Origin of the sequence: Streptomyces sp. AHU1, from assembly GCF_045343905.1 — a bacterium.
In the GTDB taxonomy this organism is placed as follows: Bacteria; Actinomycetota; Actinomycetes; order Streptomycetales; family Streptomycetaceae; genus Streptomyces; species Streptomyces triticiradicis.
In genome coordinates, this window is the sequence record NZ_CP174283.1 from 8,533,954 (window position 1) to 8,551,482 (window position 17,529).

The 17,529-nt window shown below is 72.3% G+C and carries 13 protein-coding genes; 6 read left to right on the forward strand and 7 right to left on the reverse strand.

Features of this window, described 5'->3' with window-relative positions; all coding sequences use genetic code 11:
- Window positions 1–24 precede the first annotated feature (24 nt).
- Together ACICHK_RS37685 and ACICHK_RS37690 are read left to right on the forward strand one after the other, a co-directional pair.
- Window positions 25–705: a TetR/AcrR family transcriptional regulator gene (locus ACICHK_RS37685; RefSeq protein WP_406840470.1), complete on the forward strand. Its 681-nt coding sequence runs from the start codon at window positions 25–27 to the stop codon at window positions 703–705.
- 208 nt (window positions 706–913) lie between these two features.
- Entirely contained in the window at window positions 914–1,669 is a 756-nt protein-coding gene (locus ACICHK_RS37690) for a dienelactone hydrolase family protein (RefSeq protein ID WP_406840471.1), read from the forward strand.
- A 125-nt stretch (window positions 1,670–1,794) separates the two neighbouring features.
- Here ACICHK_RS37690 and ACICHK_RS37695 read toward each other — a convergent pair whose 3' ends face one another.
- From ACICHK_RS37695 to ACICHK_RS37705, 3 genes are all read right to left on the reverse strand, one after another.
- Window positions 1,795–2,151 (reverse strand): hypothetical protein, encoded by a 357-nt coding sequence (locus ACICHK_RS37695; RefSeq protein WP_406840472.1) that lies wholly within the window; start codon window positions 2,149–2,151, stop codon window positions 1,795–1,797.
- Between the two features lies 1 nt (window position 2,152).
- Window positions 2,153–4,357: a class III lanthionine synthetase LanKC gene (gene lanKC, locus ACICHK_RS37700; protein WP_406840473.1), complete on the reverse strand. Its 2,205-nt coding sequence runs from the start codon at window positions 4,355–4,357 to the stop codon at window positions 2,153–2,155.
- 987 nt (window positions 4,358–5,344) lie between these two features.
- Window positions 5,345–5,500 carry a DUF6131 family protein gene (locus ACICHK_RS37705; protein ID WP_192582399.1) on the reverse strand — a complete coding sequence of 52 codons (156 nt, stop codon included), beginning with the start codon at window positions 5,498–5,500 and terminating at the stop codon, window positions 5,345–5,347.
- Between the two features lie 217 nt (window positions 5,501–5,717).
- Here ACICHK_RS37705 and ACICHK_RS37710 point away from each other — a divergent pair, with 217 nt between their 5' ends.
- Window positions 5,718–6,170 carry an NUDIX domain-containing protein gene (locus tag ACICHK_RS37710; RefSeq protein ID WP_151469614.1) on the forward strand — a complete coding sequence of 151 codons (453 nt, stop codon included), beginning with the start codon at window positions 5,718–5,720 and terminating at the stop codon, window positions 6,168–6,170.
- Between the two features lie 125 nt (window positions 6,171–6,295).
- Here the strand turns inward: ACICHK_RS37710 and ACICHK_RS37715 are convergent, their stop codons facing one another.
- Window positions 6,296–7,567: a serine hydrolase domain-containing protein gene (locus ACICHK_RS37715; protein ID WP_406840474.1), complete on the reverse strand. Its 1,272-nt coding sequence runs from the start codon at window positions 7,565–7,567 to the stop codon at window positions 6,296–6,298.
- A gap of 114 nt (window positions 7,568–7,681) precedes the next feature.
- Window positions 7,682–8,941 carry a hypothetical protein gene (locus ACICHK_RS37720; protein WP_406840475.1) on the reverse strand — a complete coding sequence of 420 codons (1,260 nt, stop codon included), beginning with the start codon at window positions 8,939–8,941 and terminating at the stop codon, window positions 7,682–7,684.
- Between the two features lie 518 nt (window positions 8,942–9,459).
- On the opposite strand from ACICHK_RS37720, the gene ACICHK_RS37725 reads away from it, so the two are divergent.
- Window positions 9,460–10,971, forward strand: coding sequence for an LCP family protein (locus ACICHK_RS37725; protein ID WP_406840476.1), 1,512 nt, complete (start codon window positions 9,460–9,462; stop codon window positions 10,969–10,971).
- Between the two features lie 81 nt (window positions 10,972–11,052).
- Here the strand turns inward: ACICHK_RS37725 and thpR are convergent, their stop codons facing one another.
- Together thpR and ACICHK_RS37735 are read right to left on the reverse strand one after the other, a co-directional pair.
- Window positions 11,053–11,661 carry an RNA 2',3'-cyclic phosphodiesterase gene (gene thpR / locus ACICHK_RS37730; protein ID WP_406840477.1) on the reverse strand — a complete coding sequence of 203 codons (609 nt, stop codon included), beginning with the start codon at window positions 11,659–11,661 and terminating at the stop codon, window positions 11,053–11,055.
- 58 nt (window positions 11,662–11,719) lie between these two features.
- A complete protein-coding gene (locus ACICHK_RS37735; RefSeq protein ID WP_406840478.1) occupies window positions 11,720–12,943 on the reverse strand; it encodes a saccharopine dehydrogenase family protein in 1,224 nt (407 codons plus the stop codon).
- A gap of 126 nt (window positions 12,944–13,069) precedes the next feature.
- Between ACICHK_RS37735 and ACICHK_RS37740 the strand changes: the two genes are divergently transcribed.
- Window positions 13,070–13,813: a TetR/AcrR family transcriptional regulator gene (locus ACICHK_RS37740; RefSeq protein ID WP_151469610.1), complete on the forward strand. Its 744-nt coding sequence runs from the start codon at window positions 13,070–13,072 to the stop codon at window positions 13,811–13,813.
- Between the two features lie 480 nt (window positions 13,814–14,293).
- Complete coding sequence (locus tag ACICHK_RS37745; RefSeq protein WP_406841433.1) at window positions 14,294–17,497, forward strand: TIM-barrel domain-containing protein; 3,204 nt, start codon at window positions 14,294–14,296, stop codon at window positions 17,495–17,497.
- The last annotated feature ends 32 nt before the right edge of the window (window positions 17,498–17,529 follow it).

Consider the following 17,529-nt stretch of genomic DNA (forward strand, 5'->3'; position numbering starts at 1 on the left):
CGAGAACTGTGTAGGGTGGTGGTCATGCCGCGAGACACGCTGACCGCAGACCGGATCGTCCGTGCGGCCGTCGAGCTCCTCGACGACGAGGGGCTCGACGGCCTCAACATGCGCAGCCTCGCGCAACGCCTCGGCTCGGCCGCCACGGCCGTCTACTGGCACATCAAGAGCAAGGACGACCTGGTCCGGCTCGCGAGCGAGGAGGTCTGGAGCGAGGTCGAACTGCCCGATCTCGACGCCGTCGACTGGCGCACGGCCGCCGCCTCCCACGCCACCGGCGTGTACGCGATGCTCACCCGGCACCCCTGGCTCGTCCAGGCGCTCAGCAGCCACCTCCTGTACGGATCCGCCCAGGCCCGGCACAACGACTTCGGTCTGGCCGTCTATGAAAAGGCCGGCTTCGCCCCCGCGGACGCGGACCGGGCGGCCGCCGCCGTGCTCGCCTTCGTCCTCGGCAGTACGGTCGGACCCGCCGCGCAGGTCTCCCTGAACCGCCGGCAGGGCAAGAACGGCGAGAGCGCCGAACAGTTGATGGCCGACGCCATGGCGCGCGCCACCGAGACGGCCAGGCAATTCCCGCACCTGCGGAAACGCCTGGACACGGCGGCCGCCCAGGAATACGCCGGAGCACCCGACGGCTCCTTCGAATTCGGCCTGCGGTCCCTCCTGGACGGCTTTGGGGCCCGCCTGGCGGCGACGTCGTGAACCGCCCCCGGTGTCCCCGCCGCTCCGCGGCCGGGGCGCATGCCCGGGGAGGATCCGGCACTAGGATGAACGGACGGCGGCGTCCGGATCGTTGGGGCCCGCTGACCGCGAACCGGTGTGACGGACCGGCCGTCCGGAGCGTTCCTGCCGTCGGCGGTGTGCGCGGACGACTCCCGCCCCGTTCGCCGGTCACGAGGAAGGAAGATCCGTGATCCCCGTCGTCAAGGCGCTGCAGATCCCCACTCCGGACGGCCGGGCCGACGCCTTGGCCGCCTTCCCCGACGACGGCGAGCGGCATCCGGGTGTGCTGCTGTACATGGACGCCTTCGGCGTGCGGCCCGAGCTCGAGGAACGGGCCCGTGAGCTGGCCCGGCACGGGTACTACGTGCTCGTCCCCAACGTCTTCTACCGGCACGGCCCGGCACCGGTGTTCGACCTTCCCGAGCACATCACGCAAGAGGCCAGGCCCGCTGTCTTCGCCCGGGTGATGCCCTTGATCGAGGCGCACGACGCCGAACGCGCCCTGCGCGACGCCGACGCCTTCCTGGGGTTCCTCACCGCTCAGCCCGAGGTCGGTGCCGGACCGGTGGGCGTGATCGGATACTGCATGGGTGCCAAACTGGCGGTGCGCACCGCGGCGGCCCACCCCGGCCGGGTGGCCGCCGTCGCCGGATTTCATCCCAGCCCTCTGATGAGCGACGCGCCCGACAGCCCGCACCACCTCTTCCCCGAGCTCACCGCCCGGGTCCACCTCGGCATCGCCGAGAGCGACATGACCCCCGAGGCCGTCGGCGCGCTGGACCGGGCCCTGAGCGCCGCGGGCGTCGACCAAACCTGCGAGATCTACCCGGGTACCGTCCACGGCTTCACCATGTCCGACACCGACGCCTTCGACGCGTCCGCCCTGCGACGCCACTGGGACCGGCTGCTTCCCCTGCTGGACAGCGCCCTGACCGAGCGCTGAACGCTCACCGCGAGGTGAGGGCCCGCAGCCGGGCCGACCGGGGCCGGGCATGCCGGCGGTGATCCTCGACGGGGGTGCGCCGGCCGTCTCGTGCTCGCGCGGGACGTGGTTCCGGTGGCGCGGGATCAGTGCTGAGCGGGTGTCAGGGACGGGGCCTCCCAGGCGAAGCCGTCCGGGTCGGTGAACACCGTGGTGGAACCGGCGAGGGCGATCCTGTGCGAGCCGGTGCCGTCGTCGGCCACCCCGACATCCTTGGCCGGAGCGGCACGCTTGTAGAGCGCCGGCTTGAACCGGCCGGGCTCGTCCGCCGTGAACTCCGCGTACTTGCCGCCGAAGCTCTTCGCCACGGGCTTCAGCGAAGTGGCGCCGGCACGCAGGCGCAGCTGGGGGCCGAGTCCGAAGGCGGTGGCGTAGAACCGCTCGGCGGTGGTGATGTCGTCCGCTTCGAGCGTGATGGATGCGACGGAAGTCGTGCCGTTCACGTTAGTCGCGGCCCGTCCGCGGTGGCTTCTCCGATCCTGCTCGATCCGTTCGGCTCAGGACCCGGTGATCACCCGGCCGGACGGGGCTCGGCGGTGTCGGGCCGGCTCCGCTCGTCCAGGGGAGGAAGGGGGTGCCGGCCAGAGCGGTGCCCAGGGCCAGGAGTACGCCGGCGGAGCCGGTCGCCAGGTCCGCGGAGAGCCGTAGGAGCCGGTCGCCGGGGAAGGCGAGGTGGCCCTGGTAGGAGATCTGGTGGAGGGCCAGGAGCCGGCGGTGGCGGTCCAGCGCGGTCTGACGGTGGACCGCCGCGTCCACGCCGTCCATGCCGTCCGTGGTGTGTACGGAGTGCCGGGCGTCCCGGGCGTCCAGGAGGTGCGGGCGGGGCCGGGTGAGGGCGAGGTAGCCGATGAGCCCCGCGCGACCGTTGAACAGACCGGGCCGGATGATGAATCCGGGTTCGGCGGCGCGGCCGATCGGTGTCCGGTAGCGGGCCGTCGGACTGCCGGGGTGGTGGGTGAGCAGGGCGTTCAGGGCCAGCCCGATGCCGGTGCTGCCGGTTTCGACGTAGGGGAGCACCCGGTATCCGTCGAGGACCTGGAGGGTGCCGTCCGCCGCGGTCACGCACCGTTCGAGGTCGAGCTGGAGCAGGGTCTCGGCCCGTTCGAGAAGAGCGTGATCGCCGGTGCTTTCGTGGAGGCGGACCAGGGCGAGGGCCGCACCGGACGCTCCGTTCATCAGACCGGCTTTCCGCCGCCCGCTCGAGGGGCCCTCCCTCTCCAGTTCGTCGGCCGAGGCCAGTGCGTGGACGAGGGCGGTGTCCAGCAGCCGGGAGTCGCCGGTGGCGTCGGCGAAGTGCAGCAGGGCCAGGGCGATGCCCGCGCGGCCCGACGCGAGGTCCGGACCCGGGGGGCTGTCCGGGACCGTGTCGGTGATCCGCCGCAGCAGTTCGAGCGCGGCCTCCCGCTCGCCGAGCAGGTCGAGGGTGTAGGCCACTCCGTGGCCGCCGGTGTAGAGCCCGGACCGGGCCGGGCGGGTCCGGGCGGCGTCGACGAGCCACCGGACGTGTGCGGTGTCCGTGCCGGCGCCGGTGGCGTGGAGGGCGTACAGGACGCCGGCGGCCCCGTGGGCCATACCCAGGCTGCCCCGGGTGAACTGCGCGATGCCGCCGGGGAAGAGCCGGTCGTCGCAGTGAGGGGTGGCCATGGCCCGGATGCCGGCCGCGAGCGAGTCGCGGACGGCCGGCCAGTCGGCGGTCGGCCCGCTGAGCAGGGCCCGGGTCTCGGTCCTGCGCGGGCCCGGTCCGGGCCGGGGAGCGCGGCCGTCCGGGGGCGAGGGGGCGAGCGGACGGCGAATCCCCGCGGTGTGTCCGGGAGGCACGGGGAAGCGGCGCTCGGTGACGTCGGCGAGTTCGGTGCCCTTGCCCGGGTCCGGGGCGGACAGCCGTGTCGGCGGCGGGAAGAGCCACAGGCGGATCGCGGTCGGCCCGTACCGGTCGATCTCGGAGCCGGTGCGTCCCGACGGGGCGGTGAAGCCGGCGGCACCCGGCGCGGGACGTACGAACGAGTCGGCGGGACCGGCGAGTTCGAGGTCGACGAAACAGATGCCGCCGTCCGGTCGGATGATCAGGTCGCGGGGGCGGAGGTCCCCGAAGACCACACCACGGGCGCGCATGCCGTCGAGGACGTGCTCGATCCGGTCCACGACGGCGATCGCCTCGCGGGTGTACTCGGCGACGGCGGTGTCGTCGGCGTCCGGATGGACGAGCGGGTACTTCGCGGTCAGCCACTCGCTCAGCGACTGCCCCCCGACGAACTCCTTCACCAGGAAACGGTGGTCCCGCACGGTCAGCAGTTCGTGGAGCGCGGGGACTCCGGGGAGACCCGCCGGGCGGGCCGTCATGTCGTGCTCCTGCTGCGGCCGGGTGACGGCGTCACCCCCGCGCTGGTCCAGCCCCGCACGGGGACGGGTCGCCTTCAGCACCACCCGCGGACCGTCCGGGGCCTCGCGCCCCAGGTGGACGCCGCCCGCGTCGGAGAAGCGCAGGACCCGCTCGACGGTGCAGGGGAGTTCGGACGCCCGCGGAGCGGTGCGTTCGGCGGCGCCCACCGGGCGGCCGACGGCCGTGAACTCCTCCTGGGCGCCCCGGCGTCGGGGCGGGCCGTAGAAGATCGGGTCTGCGGAGGCGTGGGCCTCGTACCGGTTGTCCATCGGACTTCTCCTCAGGGCAGGGACGTGTGCAGGCGGGACGGCGAAGGGGGTGGGGATCCGGTCGGCCCGGAGGGCGGGGAGGGGGGCGCGTCGGCCCGGGGAGCGGGAGCGGGTCGCGCGGCTTCGGGAGGTGGCCGCTTTCCTGGCAGGGCTGCGACGACTCGAAGTATCGGGAAAGTGATACTTCGTCCACAACGGCGCGAAAGAAGGGTTTTCCGAAGATATTCACCCCGGCGTGACCCTGGGTCCGGGGATCCTCGACAGCGCCGGGGCGCACACCGGATCACCGGGCCGGCCCGGTGATCCGTGCCGTTGGTGGCGCGGCCACGGTCGCCGCCGCCCTTCCGGCTCTGTGGCCAGGGGTTTTCGCGAGGATGGGCCGTGTCCGCGGTCCCGGTCGATCGGGCCCTGGGGGTGTGATCGGAACGGCGTATGCCGGGTGCGGGACGACGCGGGGTGCGACCCGGACGTGGTCGCCGCCCCCGGACGGCGGATTTGTCGTACCGGGGCGGGTCGAGGGATGCGCGGGTGCCATCGTCTGACGGGGCCCGCCGGGTGCCGGAGCCCCCGGGTGCCGGCACCCGGCGGTGCGCGGGGCGTCGCCCGTACATCCGTACGCTACTATTCACCTCGTGCCGGTCGGAGGGGGTCCCTCCGGTTGGTGACGCGTCGGTGGTCCAAGGAAAGACGCCCCGCTTCCTGCGGGGAAATGCAGGTGCAAGGCCTGCCCGGCGCTCCGTCGAAACCCTGTCCCGCACTGTGCGGGACAGGGTTTCTCGCTGTCCGGGACCGGGTCCGTCCCGCTGCCGGACCTGCCCGTCGTACGAGCGGGCACGAGCGCGGCCGGCGACCCGTCGAGGGCACTGACGGCCCCCGGGGGAAAGGCCCGGCGAGAACCGGCCGACCGCTCGCCGGGGCGTCCGTCGTCCGTCACGAGTCGCGTACGCGGTGCGCCGTCCGGGCCCACGCCGGGGCAGGGGGCGGCCCTCAGTAGTAGTGCCGCCGTCCGCCGACCTCACGGCCGACCGCTCCCAGGATCCACAGCACGACACCGATCGCGACCAGGATGATCCCGATGGTCCAGAGGATTCCGATACCGGCGACGAGGCCGATGATGAGCAGGATGACTCCGAGGATGATCATGACGTCCTCCGGTGGCGGGACGTCGTCTGCGGGCGTCCCCTTCTTCTCCTGCCGCGTTTCCTGTGTCGCGCGGGCTAAACACGGGCCCGCCTCCGGCCGCCCCGTCCCGGCCCCCACGACCGGGCACGGCGCGGCGCGTCCGACGGTCCGTCGACAATGAGTACGTCATCACGGCGTGCGGAGAAGCCCACCGCATCGTCTGCACGAGGGAGGCGGCATGGCCGACAGCGGTCGCGGATACGTCAGGGACCGGCGCGGGTGCCGTCATTGGGGTCCGCACGGCGCGGCGGGACTGCTCCTGCGCCAGGACGGCCGGTTCCTGCTCCAGCGCCGCTCCTGGCGGGTCCATCACGGCCGTACCTGGAGCATTCCGGGCGGCGCGCTGCACGCCGGCGAAAGCCCGTGGGAGGGGGCCCGCCGGGAGTTCGCGGAGGAACTGGGCGGTGTTCCGGAGCTCCGCCGGATCCACACCTTCGTGGACGATCACGGCGGATGGGCCTATCACACCGTCGTCGCGGAGGTCACCGAGTCCTTCTCCCCGCGCCGTGGCGACGGTGAAGGGGCCGCCTACCGGTGGTGCGCCCCCGCCGAGATCGGCTCGCTCCGCCTGCACCCCGGATTCGCGGCCACCTGGCCGCAGTTGCTGGCGGACCTGGACGGACTTCGGTGATTCCCTCCCGCGCCTGTCGACCGGGACGCGGGAACGCGGGGGATACGGGAACGCGGCGGGACACGGGAACGCGGCGGGGCCGGGCCGCGTCGGCGGCCCGGCCCCGTGTCGTCGTGCCCTGCCGCTCAGGGCTGCTGGATGTGGAACACCTCCGAGAAGATCAGCTTCGTCAACTGGTCGGAGGGGGCGGACCCGTCCGGTGACTGGTTCAGGTTGACCAGGACGACGACGGTCGCCTTCCGCTTCGGGTCGTAGCCCACGAAGCTGTTGTAGCCGGGGATCTGGCCGTCATGGCCGAGGAAGCCGGAGAAGTCGACGATCCCCAGGCCGTACGTGGGTGCGCCCGGCACGTCCGAGGTGGGGACGAAGGTCAGCCGCTGGCGCTGGGTCTCCGGGCTGAGGAGCTGTCCCTCGGCGAGCGCGGGGGCCCAGCGGAGCAGGTCGTCCAGGGTGGAGATGCCGCCGCCGGCCGCCCAGGCCCACGAGGGGTTCGCGTCGGTGACGTCCATCGGGTTGCCAGCCGACCAGTCGGCCCACGCGGCTTCCTTCCCGGTGAGCACCGGCGCGGTGAGGCTGTCCACGTTGCTGATGAACTGGTAGCCGCGCGGGTGGGGCGAGGGGAAGGCCGCGTCGGTGGCCAGGTTGGTGTGCGGCATGCCGACCGGACGGAAGACGCGGTCGCGCATCAGTGACGGGAGCGGCCGGTGGGTGATCTGCTCGGCGATCAGCCCGAGCAGGATGTAGTTGGTGTTGGAGTAGTGCCAGCCCTGCCCCGGCGGGAAGTACGGCTGGTGCCGGAAGGCGATCGCGAGCAGTTCCTCGGGCGTCCACTGCGTCTTGGGACGGTCGTCGAGGACCTGGTTGAAGTGCAGGTCCTCGCTGTAGTTGTAGAGGCCGCTGGTCATCTGGAGCAGCTGGCGGATGGTGATGTTGCGCCCGTTCGGCACGTCGGGCCGGTAGCGCGAGACCGGGTCGTCCAGTCTGATCCGGCCCTGGTCGACGAGCTCCAGGATCACCGTGGCGGTGAAGGTCTTGGTGATGCTGCCGACCCGGAAGTGCTCGTCGGCCGCGATCGGCTTGCCCGTCCTGAGGGACTCGGTGCCGAGCGTCTTGGTCCAGGTGCCCCACTGCGGAGTGCGGATCGACACCACCGCTCCGGGAATGCGCAGCCGCTGCATCTCCGCGATCAGATCGGGCGTCAGGGTCTTGGCGAAGGGCGGGGCGCCGTCCTTCGGGTGGTGGACGTCGGCGATGCCGACGGGTGCGCCCAGGGCCGGTGCGACGGGGGTCAGGGCCAGCAGCGTGGCGGAGAGCAGGACGGTGAGCCGGGAACGCCGCCGGAGGGGCGCGGGGGTGCGTCGGCGGCGTACGAGGGAGCGGGGGAGCCGGGTCGGCATGGTGAGTCCGTTTCGTCCGGTGGATCTACGTCCCCAGGGATACCGCCCGGCTCCGGCGGCGGCGCTCCGTTGCGCCACCGGTGGGCGTTTTCGCGGCCGGTGGTCCGCCCGGCCTCAGGGCGCGTACGTGACCGTGCCGGCACCGGTGCCCGTGCCGGTGCTCCCGGCGGTGGCGGACGCCAGACGCTCCCGCGCCGCCGCCCGTACCTCGGGGGTCTCCATCGGATCGTCGCGCAGTGCCGCGATCCGCTCCAGCGTCTCCGGGACGGCGGGCACCGACGTGATCGCCGTCAGCCGTGCCGTTTCCTCGCAGTCCCAGAGGAACTCGGCGTGGACGTGGTCGAGTCCGCTCGGATCGATGGCCGCCAGGGCCTTCAGATACGCGGTCCGCTCGTACGAATGCGGGGTGTGGAGCCAGAAGCGCCGCAGGTGAGGCAACGCCTCGGCCGCGTCGGGACCGAACCGGGCCAGGCGCCGGGCCGTCCGGTCGGGCCCGCACCAGGAACGTGCCGCCCACTGACCGGCCAGTTCCCGTACGAGTCCGGGCAGGTCCCCGGGGGAAGGGTGATCGGCCAGGACCTCCGCTCCCAGCCGGGCCAGCCACGGACGCCGGTCCTCCGCCCAGCCGCGCGCCGCCGGTACGGCGAGGGCGTCCAGGCGCTCGACGGCCCGCCGGAGCAACGGCAGCGGCCGCAGCCCGTCCTCGGTGCCCAGCGAGGGCACCAGCGGGAGCAGCTCCTCGACGGGCTCCCGGCGGTTCAGCGCGCGCAACGCGTCGAACTTCGTCTCGTCCCCGGTGCGTTCGTCGCGGAGCAGGGCGAGGAGCTCGTCGGTGCCGAGCCCGTCCAGGGACGGCCGGGGAGCGGCCGGGCGGTTCGCCGTCTCGATCCCGAACCGCGTCCACGGTTCGGGCATCCACGGGGGTTCGGCCTCCCCGCCGATGCGGGCGCGGGCGATGTCACCGAGGTCCTCCCACCACGGAGCCGGCCAGCCGATCGAGACCGACTCCAGCACGCGGGCCCAGTGGACGCCTTCACCGATGTACGCACGAAGCCCCTCCCTGGCCGCCTCCGAGCCCGAGAGGGCCAGAAGTTCCAGCACGTCGCAGGCCCGCAGGCAGGCGTCCTCGTCCCCCGCCAGCCGGCGCAGGACCGGAGCGAGGGACAGCTCCAGATCGTGGACGAGCCGTGCCAGGTACAGACAGCGGTCATCGGTCCCGTCCCACCGCCAGTCACGGCGGATCCCGTCGTACACGAACGCGGCGGCTTCCTGCGGTTCCCGGAGCGCTCGTACCGCGCCCAGCCCACGCCCTCGTTGCAGCAGGCCCTCCAGGGAGTCGATCCGGGCGTACACCATCTCGTGCTCATCGCTCATCACCCGGACCCTGCCCGATCGGCTGACGGATCGCCAGGAGTTATCGGCGGGGCGGAACCCCGCCGCGGGCCGGTCGAGTTCCGGTCCCAGGCAACCGAAAGGCTCGAACCCACGTCTCGTTCCAGGAGACGGTTCCACCAGGTGCCCCACCGGTGACATGAGATGACTCATGCGCGCACCGTGGGGGAACTCCGCTGCGTGGATCGTCGATTTGTTAGATTGCGCAACCGTGCGACTCGAGCAGGCGTCCGCTTCATCCGCCCGTACACCGCAGTACACGCCCGGCCGCGCTTCTCGGGGCCGGGGCTGACGGGCCCGACTGTTCATGGGAGTGGGAGATGAGCGACCCCTGGGACGGCCCGGGCGGCCAGGCCACGCGCAACCGGACGTCCCGGGTTCCCGGACAACGTGCGACGGACCCCGGGGAAACGACTCTTCCGGGCGGTCGGAGCGGGTCGGGAACGGGCTCCCGCTCGCACGGCGGCAGACGGGGGCGCCGGGCCGGACGCGGCAGACGGGTGCTGAGGGTCGCCGGTATATGCCTCGCGCTCCTCGTGCTGGGCACGGCGGGGGCCGGCTGGTGGTTCTACGAGCACCTGAACGGCAACATCGACACCCTCCCGCTGGACGGCAAGGGCGGCACGGAGAAGGCGGACGCGTTCGGCCGCACCCCGATCGACATCCTGGTGATGGGCTCGGACGGCCGCACGAGCAAGGCGGACTGCAAGCTCGGCGGCGGCTGCGCCCGGACCGGGGTGCAGACCGGCAGCAACGCCGACGTGCAGATGGTGGTGCACGTGTCCGCCGACCGTTCCAACGCCACCGTGATGAGCATCCCGCGTGACACGATGACCCGTGTCCCGGCCTGCAAGGACAGCGAGACGGGACGGTCGACGGCCGGCTACTACGGCCAGATCAACAGCGCGCTGCAGTACGGACCGGCCTGTCAGGTGGCGACGGTCCACCAGCTCACCGGCATCCCGATCAGCCACTTCGTCAAACTCGACTTCTCCGGCGTGGTCAAGATGTCCGACGCCGTCGGCGGCGTCGACGTGTGCGTCGACAACGACGTGTACGACACCTACTCGCACCTGAAACTGTCCAAGGGCGACCACACCCTCAAGGGCGTCGCGGCGCTGCAGTTCGTCCGCTCCCGGCACGGCTTCGGCGACGGCAGCGACCTGGGCCGTACGGTCTCCCAGCACATCTTCCTCGGCGCGATGATCCGCAAGTTCAAGAGCGCGGGCACCCTCACCGACCCCAGCGCCGTGTACCACCTCGCGGACGCCGCCACCAAGGCGCTGACCGTGGACGAGGGCCTGGGCACCGTGAAGAAGCTGATCGGGCTCGCGTCCGACCTGGACAAGGTGCCGTCGAAGCGGATGACCTTCACGACGATGCAGACGGCACCCGACCCGGCCGACAAGAACCGTGTGGTGGTGGGCGCGGGCGCGAAGAGCCTGTTCGCGACGATCGCCGACGACAAGTCGCTGACCACCGGATCGGGCAAGAAGTCCGCGGCGGCCGCCGCGACCGAGAAGCCCTCCGCCCCGGCCGTGCCCGCCGCCGAGGTCGCCGTCACGGTGGAGAACGGCACCGGGATCACCGGCCGCGCCTCCGTCGTCGCCGGCGCGCTCACCGGGAAGGGCTTCAGCCCCAGGACGACCACCGGCAACGCCCCGGGCACGGCCACCACCACGACCCTCACCTACGGCGCGGGAGAGAAGGGCGCGGCCCGAACGGCCGCCAAGGCCCTGGGACTGCCCGCCTCGCATCTGAAGCAGGGCACCGGCCCGGGGCTGGTCCTGGTGGTCGGCAGTGACTGGCCCAGCGGCGGCACCTACCCCGGCGGCTCGTCGTCCTCCGCCCCGGACAGGAAGGCCGCGGTCGCCGACGCCCACGCCTCCACCGCCGAGGCCAGGAAATGCGCGAACGTCAGCCCCTACAGGACGGTCAGCCTCAACGGAGTCCCCATGACCCCGGCACAGGCCTACGCGGCGGCGCGGAACAAGCCGGACTCCGACGAGTGATGCGGCCGGGCACCGTCACCCGGTGCCCGGGGCCGTTCTCCGGGCCGCGCCCGGGGGGAGGACGGCGCCCCGGCCGGCGCCTCAGGAACCGGTGGAGCTCCCGTCGCCGAGGGGCCACGCCTCGATGTCGCGGTAGTGGATCGGTCCGCTGCTGCGGCCGAAGTTGCTGCCGACCAGGTGCAGCCGTTCGGCGGGCCACCGCAGGCCGGTGAACCCGGCGATCCCGCGGGCGATCTCGCCCGTCGAGGTGTGGTCCCCCCTGCGGGCGCGGGCCAGCGTCAGATGGGGGCGGAAGGGCCGTTCCTCGAGGACGACCCCGCACTCCTCGACGGTGGTCCGCACATCCGTGGCGAGCGCGTGCAGCGCGTCGAGGTCCCCGTCGATCCCGCTCCACAGCACACGGTCGTCGAAACTGCCGCTGCCGCGCAGGGCCAGGGACGGTGACCTGCGGGCCGCCGCGAGGCCGGCGAGCGGCGGCCGCAGGAGAGGAACCGTCCCGACCGGCAGTTCCCCGAGGAACGCCAGGGTGATGTGCCAGTCCTCGATGCGGTTCCACCGCATGTGGGGGTGCGTGGTGTAGGCGGGGCGCAGCTCCCGGGCCAGTTCTTCCTTCGCGTGGTCGGGCGGGGCGAGGGCGATGAACACGCGGACGGTCGCGGGTCGGGTCTGATCATGCACAGCACACTTCATACCGCACCCTCCGCCGGTGACGGCGCCCCCGCCGTGTGCCGTGGGCCACGTCCGGGCGTCAGCCCTCCTCGCGCAGGCCCCACGGCGAGCCGTACTCGCCGAGCAGGTCGAGGAAGGGGCGGGGCGGCAGGGCTTCGGGGCCGAGGACACCGCTCGCCGACCAGGCTCCGCCCGCGATGAGTTCGAGGGCGACGACGGGGTTCACGGCCGTCTGCCACACCACCGCCTGGGATCCGTACTCCCGCATCGACCACTGGTTGTCGACCACGTGGTAGAGGTAGACCTCCCGGGCCGAGCCGTCCTTGGTCCCCTTGACCCAGGTGCCCGCACAGGTCTTGCCGGTCATGCGGTCGCCCAGCGTGGCGGGGTCGGGCAGACAGGCGGCGACCATGTCGCGCGGGGAGACCTCCACGGGCCCGTCCGCCGAAGGGACGGTGACCTTCTTCGTGGAGTCCAGGCCCAGCTCGTGGAGCGCCTTCAGCTTGGCGATGAAGTCGTCGCCGAGACCGTACTTGAACGTCACCCGGCGGGCGTCCACCCAGCGCGGGATGAGCAGGACCTCCTCGTGCTCGACGTTGACGCACTCCACCGGGCCGATGCCCTCGGGGAAGTCGAAGACCTCCGGCTCGCTGAAGGGAGCGGTGGTGAACCAGCCGCGGTCCTTCTCGTAGACCACCGGGGGATTGAGGCACTCCTCGATGGTCGTCCAGATGCTGAAGGAGGGGGCGAAGTCGTAGCCCTCGACCGTCAGGTTCGCGCCGTCGCGGACGCCGATCTCCTCGATCTCGTCGAAGAGTTCGTCGGCCGCGTACCGGGCGAAGACGTCCGACAGGCCCGGCTCGACCCCCATGCCGACCAGGGCCAGCCGCCCGGAGTCCTCCCAGGCCCCGGCCTGCTCGAACTGGGCGTCGCCGAGCTTGACGCCGCACCGCTCGTAGGGCCGGGTGGCGTGCGGCGCGGACAGGGACATCGCCATGTCGAGATAGTGGGTGCCCGCGGCGCGGGCCGCGTCGAACAGCGGCATCACGAACCGCGGGTCGGTCGCGTTGAGCAGCGCGTCGCACCTCTCCTCGATGAGCAGCCTGCGCACCGCGTCCTCGTCGGAGGCGTCCAGACGCCGCGCGCTGAACCGGTCCCCGTGTTCCTCCAGCGCCGCGACGGCCGCCTCGGCACGGGCGAGGTCGTAGTCCGCGACGACCATGTGGGTCAGGAAGCCGCGACGGGCCGCGATCCGGGTGACGGCCGTGCCCACGCCGCCCGCGCCCACGAGAAGTACTCGCATGTCACACACCTTTCGTCGCCGGGGACGAATGCCTCCCGGTCGGACAGATGCAAGGGGATGCCCTCGGTTAAGGTCAATAGTGTTGGCATAAGGGTCACGGGCGCGCGGTGGGCGGGAAGGGGCGGCATGGCGAAACAGGTGGTGCCGGAGACGGAGCGGCGCAGACGCCGGCCGACGCGGCAGGGCACGGTGCTGTCCGAGAAACTGATCGTGCGGACGGCGCTGCGGATGCTGCGGGAGCACGGCGGCACCGGACTGACGGCACGCAGGCTGGGCGCGGCCCTCGGCGCCGATCCCAGCACCCTCTACCGGTACTTCGCCGGACTGGACGACCTGACCCGGGCCATCGGCGAGGAGCTGATGGGGCGGGCGCTGGACACCTGGACGGCCACCGGGGAGTGGCGGGCCGACCTGAGGGCGCTCGGCCAGGCCATCCACGCCTCCTACCTCGCCGATCCCCAGGCCGCCGTGCTGACGGCCAGCCGGGTCACCGGCCGGCCGCGGGAGATCGCCGTGGACGAGACGATCCTGGGCGTCCTGCGCGGCGCGGGCTTCCCGGACGCGGACGCCGTCGTCGTCTACCACGCGTTCATCGACCTCACCCTGGCGTTCGCGGCCCTGGACGCCGGGACGCTGGCGCTCACGGACGAGGCCCGCGCGGCGGACGAGGAGATGTGGCGGTCCACCTACGCCGAGCTGCCCGCCGGCACCCACCCGCACATCGCGGCCACCGCGCGGCTCCTGGCCGGGCGGATGAACCACAGCGCCTACCCCGTCGTCCTCGACACCCTGCTGAACAGTGCGGCGGAGCAGCTCGCCTGGGCGCACGCGCGTCGCCATCCCGGCCCCGCGGACGCGCGAAGGTCCTGAGGACGGGGCTTATGCCAACGCGTTGTCCTCGTCATGAGGGGCCGCCCCGCCGCCGTGGAACGGGACCGGAACGACACGGACCGGCCGGGGTGCCCGGGCAGAACACCGAGGTCGGCCATATGGACAGCGCGAGAGTCGGCATGCTCTGATTCCCAGGGTTGATCTCTTCGGGCGCGGGCCCGAGGCCGCGTATCGTCCCGCACCGCCGCACCGCCGCACCGCCGCACCGCCGCACCGCCGCACCGCCGCACCGCCGCACCGCCGCACCGCCGGAGGATGCCGCAGCCCGAACACCGCCCGTGCGCGGCAAGGCGACTCCGGGTCTCGACCGGCACAGGGGGACACGTCCCCCTGCTGAGAGCAGAACGGATGTTGCGTATGACGACTGCGTCAAAGACGTCCAAGGCGTCGAGGAGGCGACGGCCGAGAGCCGTACGGCGGCGGGCGAGCGCCGCCGCCGCCCTCGCCGTGACAGCCACCATGACCCTGACGGGTGCCGACTTACCGTCGGCGGGCGGCGCGCACGGCCTGCGCCTCCCGACCGTCTCCTCGGGGAACGCCCGCTTCGAGATCCTCTCGCCCACGCTGATCCGCACCGAATACGCGGGTGACCGGAAGCTCACCGACGCCCCGACGTTCAACGCCATCGGCCGCGAGGGGTTCGAGCCGGCCGCGTACAGCGCCACGACGTCCGACGGCTGGCTCACCATCAGGACGAGCGCGATGAGCCTGCGCTACAAAGTCGACTCGGGCCCCTTCAGCGCCCAGAACTTCTCCCTGCGGTCGACGGCGGGCGACACTCCCGTGACCGCCGCTCCCTGGCAGCGTCTGACCTGCGGGACCGGCGCGCTCTGCGAGGCCGAGAACCTGAGTCTCGACGGGCTTTCCGTCGCCTCCGACCACGCCGGGCACACCGGGAGCGGATTCGCCGCGGGATTCGAGGGAACGGGCAGCTCGGCATCCGCTGACATCGATGTCAAGGACGCCGGGACCTATCAGTTCGACCTGCGCTACGCCAACTCCCGTGGCGGGGACGGCCAGACCCGCACCCGTACGCTGACGCTCACCGTGGACGGCGGCGCGCAGCAGACGGTGTCCCTGCCGGTCACGGCGAACTGGGACACCTGGAACGTCACTTCGGCGAGCGTCCGGCTCGGCGCGGGCCACCACACCCTCGCCCTGACCCGGACCGCCTCGGACTCCGGTGACGTCAACGTCGACAGCGTCGCCCTCGTCCGGCCCGGCGACGCCTACCCGCCCGTCTCCAGCACCGCGATCACGGACTGCGCGTACGGCGCGAGCTGCGAGGCGGAGGCCGGACGCATCGGGGGCACGGCGTTCGCGGCCACCGATCACAAGGGGTACGCCGGCAACGGCTTCGTCGGTGACCTCCACCAGGGGTCGAGTCTGACGACCCGGGTGACCGGCGTGCCCGCCGACGGCGTCTACACCCTCCGGGTGCGGTACGCCAACGGCACCGGCGGCGACGGCCTCCACCAGCAGCGCACCGCCACCGTCTCCGCCGGAGGAACCACCGGCACCCTGTCGTTCCCCGCGACGGCGGACTGGGACGACTGGCAGACGGCCTCGGGGCCCGTCACCCTGACCGCGGGCACGAACGACATCACCCTCGGCTGCCCCGACACGGCGAGCTGCCACATCAACGCGGACACCGTCTCGGTGGCCGCCCCCGGCACGGCCGCGCCCCCGCCGCACCTCGCGCTCGGCGGGTACCGCCGGGGACTCGACGGGGTGACCGGCAACGAAGGCTCGGTCCCCACCACGCCCGGACTGCTCAACCGGGACGGCTGGTACCTCCTCGACGACACGTCGTCAGCGGTGTACGACGCCACGGCCCACAAGGCGACTCCTCGCCCCGGCCACGGCGGCGCGCCCTACCAGGACGGCTACGTCTTCGGCTACGGACACGACTACAAGCGGGGACTCACCGATCTGGCCACCCTGACCGGACCGCCCGCACTGCTTCCCCAATGGGCCTACGGCGTCTGGTACTCGGAGTACATCGACCGCACGGCGGCGGACTACGAGAACACCATCCTCCCCGCCTTCCGCTCCGAAGGCGCCCCACTGGACGTCCTGGTGACCGACACGGACTTCAAGGCCGGGAACACCTGGAGCGGTTGGGAGATGGACACCGCGAAGTTCCCCGATCCCCAGGGCTTCTTCGACTGGTCGGCCTCGCAGGGACTGCACAACACCCTCAACGTGCACCCCAGCATCCTCGCCTCCGACCCTCAGTTCGCCCAGGCGCAGGCCACGGCCAAGGGCAGACTGACCAAGGGCGGCTGTGCCTCGGGGGCCTCCGTCGAGAACAACTGCTACACCTTCGACTTCGGCGACCCGGACCAGCTCAAGGCGTACATGGACCTGCACCGGACCATGGACCGGCAGGGCAACGACTTCTGGTGGCTCGACTGGTGCTGCGACGCGTCGCAGTCGTCGCTGCGGGGCGTCACGCCCGACGCCTGGATCAACCAGCAGTACGCCACGGCGAGTTCCGCGAACCTCGGCGGCCGCGGATTCGTCCTCTCCCGCGCCTACGGCTCGTTGCAGGCGGCCGGTTACAGCGGCCAGCAGGGGCTGCCGACCGGGCCGTGGGCCGACAAGCGCAGCACCGTCCACTTCACCGGCGACACCTCCTCGACCTGGGGCGCGTTGAAGTTCGAGGTCGGCTACACCCCCGGGGAGTCCGCCGCGACCGGCATGGCGGCGATCACCCACGACATCGGCGGACACAACGACACGACAGGGCTGACCGGTTCGGAGAAGTACACCGAGGGCGGGCAGAGCCGCACCACGCGCAAACTCCCCGACGACCTGTACGCCCGGTGGGTCCAGTTCGGTACGTTCCAGCCCGTCGACCGGCTGCACAGCAACCACAGTGACCGACTGCCCTGGCAGTACGGCACCGCCGCGCGGCGGTCGGCCGACAAGTTCCTCAACCTCCGCGAGAACCTGGTGCCCTACACCTACACGCTCGCCGAGGAGGCGAACCGCACCGGCGTGCCCATCGTCCGCCCCACCTATCTGGAGTACCCGGACGACCCCCAGGCGTACGCCGCCGCCGACAGCGAGTACTTCTACGGCTCCGACGTCCTGGTCGCCCCCGTGACCACGCCGGGGACCTCCGCCACCACCTCGGTCTGGCTCCCGCCCGGCCGGTGGACGAACTACTTCACCGGCGAGACCTACACCGGCGGGGGCACCCGGGACGTCACCACCGGCCTGGACTCGATGCCGGTCTTCGTCAAGTCGGGCGGCATCCTGCCCACCCGTACCCACGACGTGACCGGCAACGACGGGAACCCGCTGACCGACGTCACGCTCACCATCGCCGCGGGCCGGCCGGGGACGTTCCGCCTCTACGAGGACGACGGCGTCACCGAGGACAAGGGCCGGAGCGCCACGACGACGATCCGGTACCGGCAGAAGGGGCAGCGTCACACGGTGTCGATCGGTCCGGCGCGAGGCTCCTTCGCCGGTCAGGTGAAGACCCGCCGGTGGACGATCGCGCTCATGGGGACCCACGCGCCCACGGAGGTCTCGGCGTCCGGCACGCGTCTGTCCCCGCAGGCGTACCACTGGGACGACACCTCGAAGGTGCTGACCATCACGCTCCCGCGCCGCAGCGTGCGCACCCCGGTCACCGTCACCTACAAGTAGGAAGGGGTAGAGCAACCTCCTGGTGCGGCCCG

What these genes read in the sequence shown, in the direction of transcription:
- ACICHK_RS37705 (WP_192582399.1), bottom strand. Translation starts at nt 5,500, where the DNA reads ATGATCATCCTCGGAGTCATCCTGCTCATCATCGGCCTCGTCGCCGGT.
- lanKC (WP_406840473.1), bottom strand. Translation starts at nt 4,357, where the DNA reads ATGGACAACCGGTACGAGGCCCACGCCTCCGCAGACCCGATCTTCTAC.
- ACICHK_RS37720 (WP_406840475.1), bottom strand. Translation starts at nt 8,941, where the DNA reads ATGAGCGATGAGCACGAGATGGTGTACGCCCGGATCGACTCCCTGGAG.
- ACICHK_RS37735 (WP_406840478.1), bottom strand. Translation starts at nt 12,943, where the DNA reads ATGCGAGTACTTCTCGTGGGCGCGGGCGGCGTGGGCACGGCCGTCACC.
- ACICHK_RS37715 (WP_406840474.1), bottom strand. Translation starts at nt 7,567, where the DNA reads ATGCCGACCCGGCTCCCCCGCTCCCTCGTACGCCGCCGACGCACCCCC.
- ACICHK_RS37745 (WP_406841433.1), top strand. Translation starts at nt 14,294, where the DNA reads ATGACCCTGACGGGTGCCGACTTACCGTCGGCGGGCGGCGCGCACGGC.
- thpR (WP_406840477.1), bottom strand. Translation starts at nt 11,661, where the DNA reads ATGAAGTGTGCTGTGCATGATCAGACCCGACCCGCGACCGTCCGCGTG.
- ACICHK_RS37685 (WP_406840470.1), top strand. Translation starts at nt 25, where the DNA reads ATGCCGCGAGACACGCTGACCGCAGACCGGATCGTCCGTGCGGCCGTC.
- ACICHK_RS37740 (WP_151469610.1), top strand. Translation starts at nt 13,070, where the DNA reads ATGGCGAAACAGGTGGTGCCGGAGACGGAGCGGCGCAGACGCCGGCCG.
- ACICHK_RS37710 (WP_151469614.1), top strand. Translation starts at nt 5,718, where the DNA reads ATGGCCGACAGCGGTCGCGGATACGTCAGGGACCGGCGCGGGTGCCGT.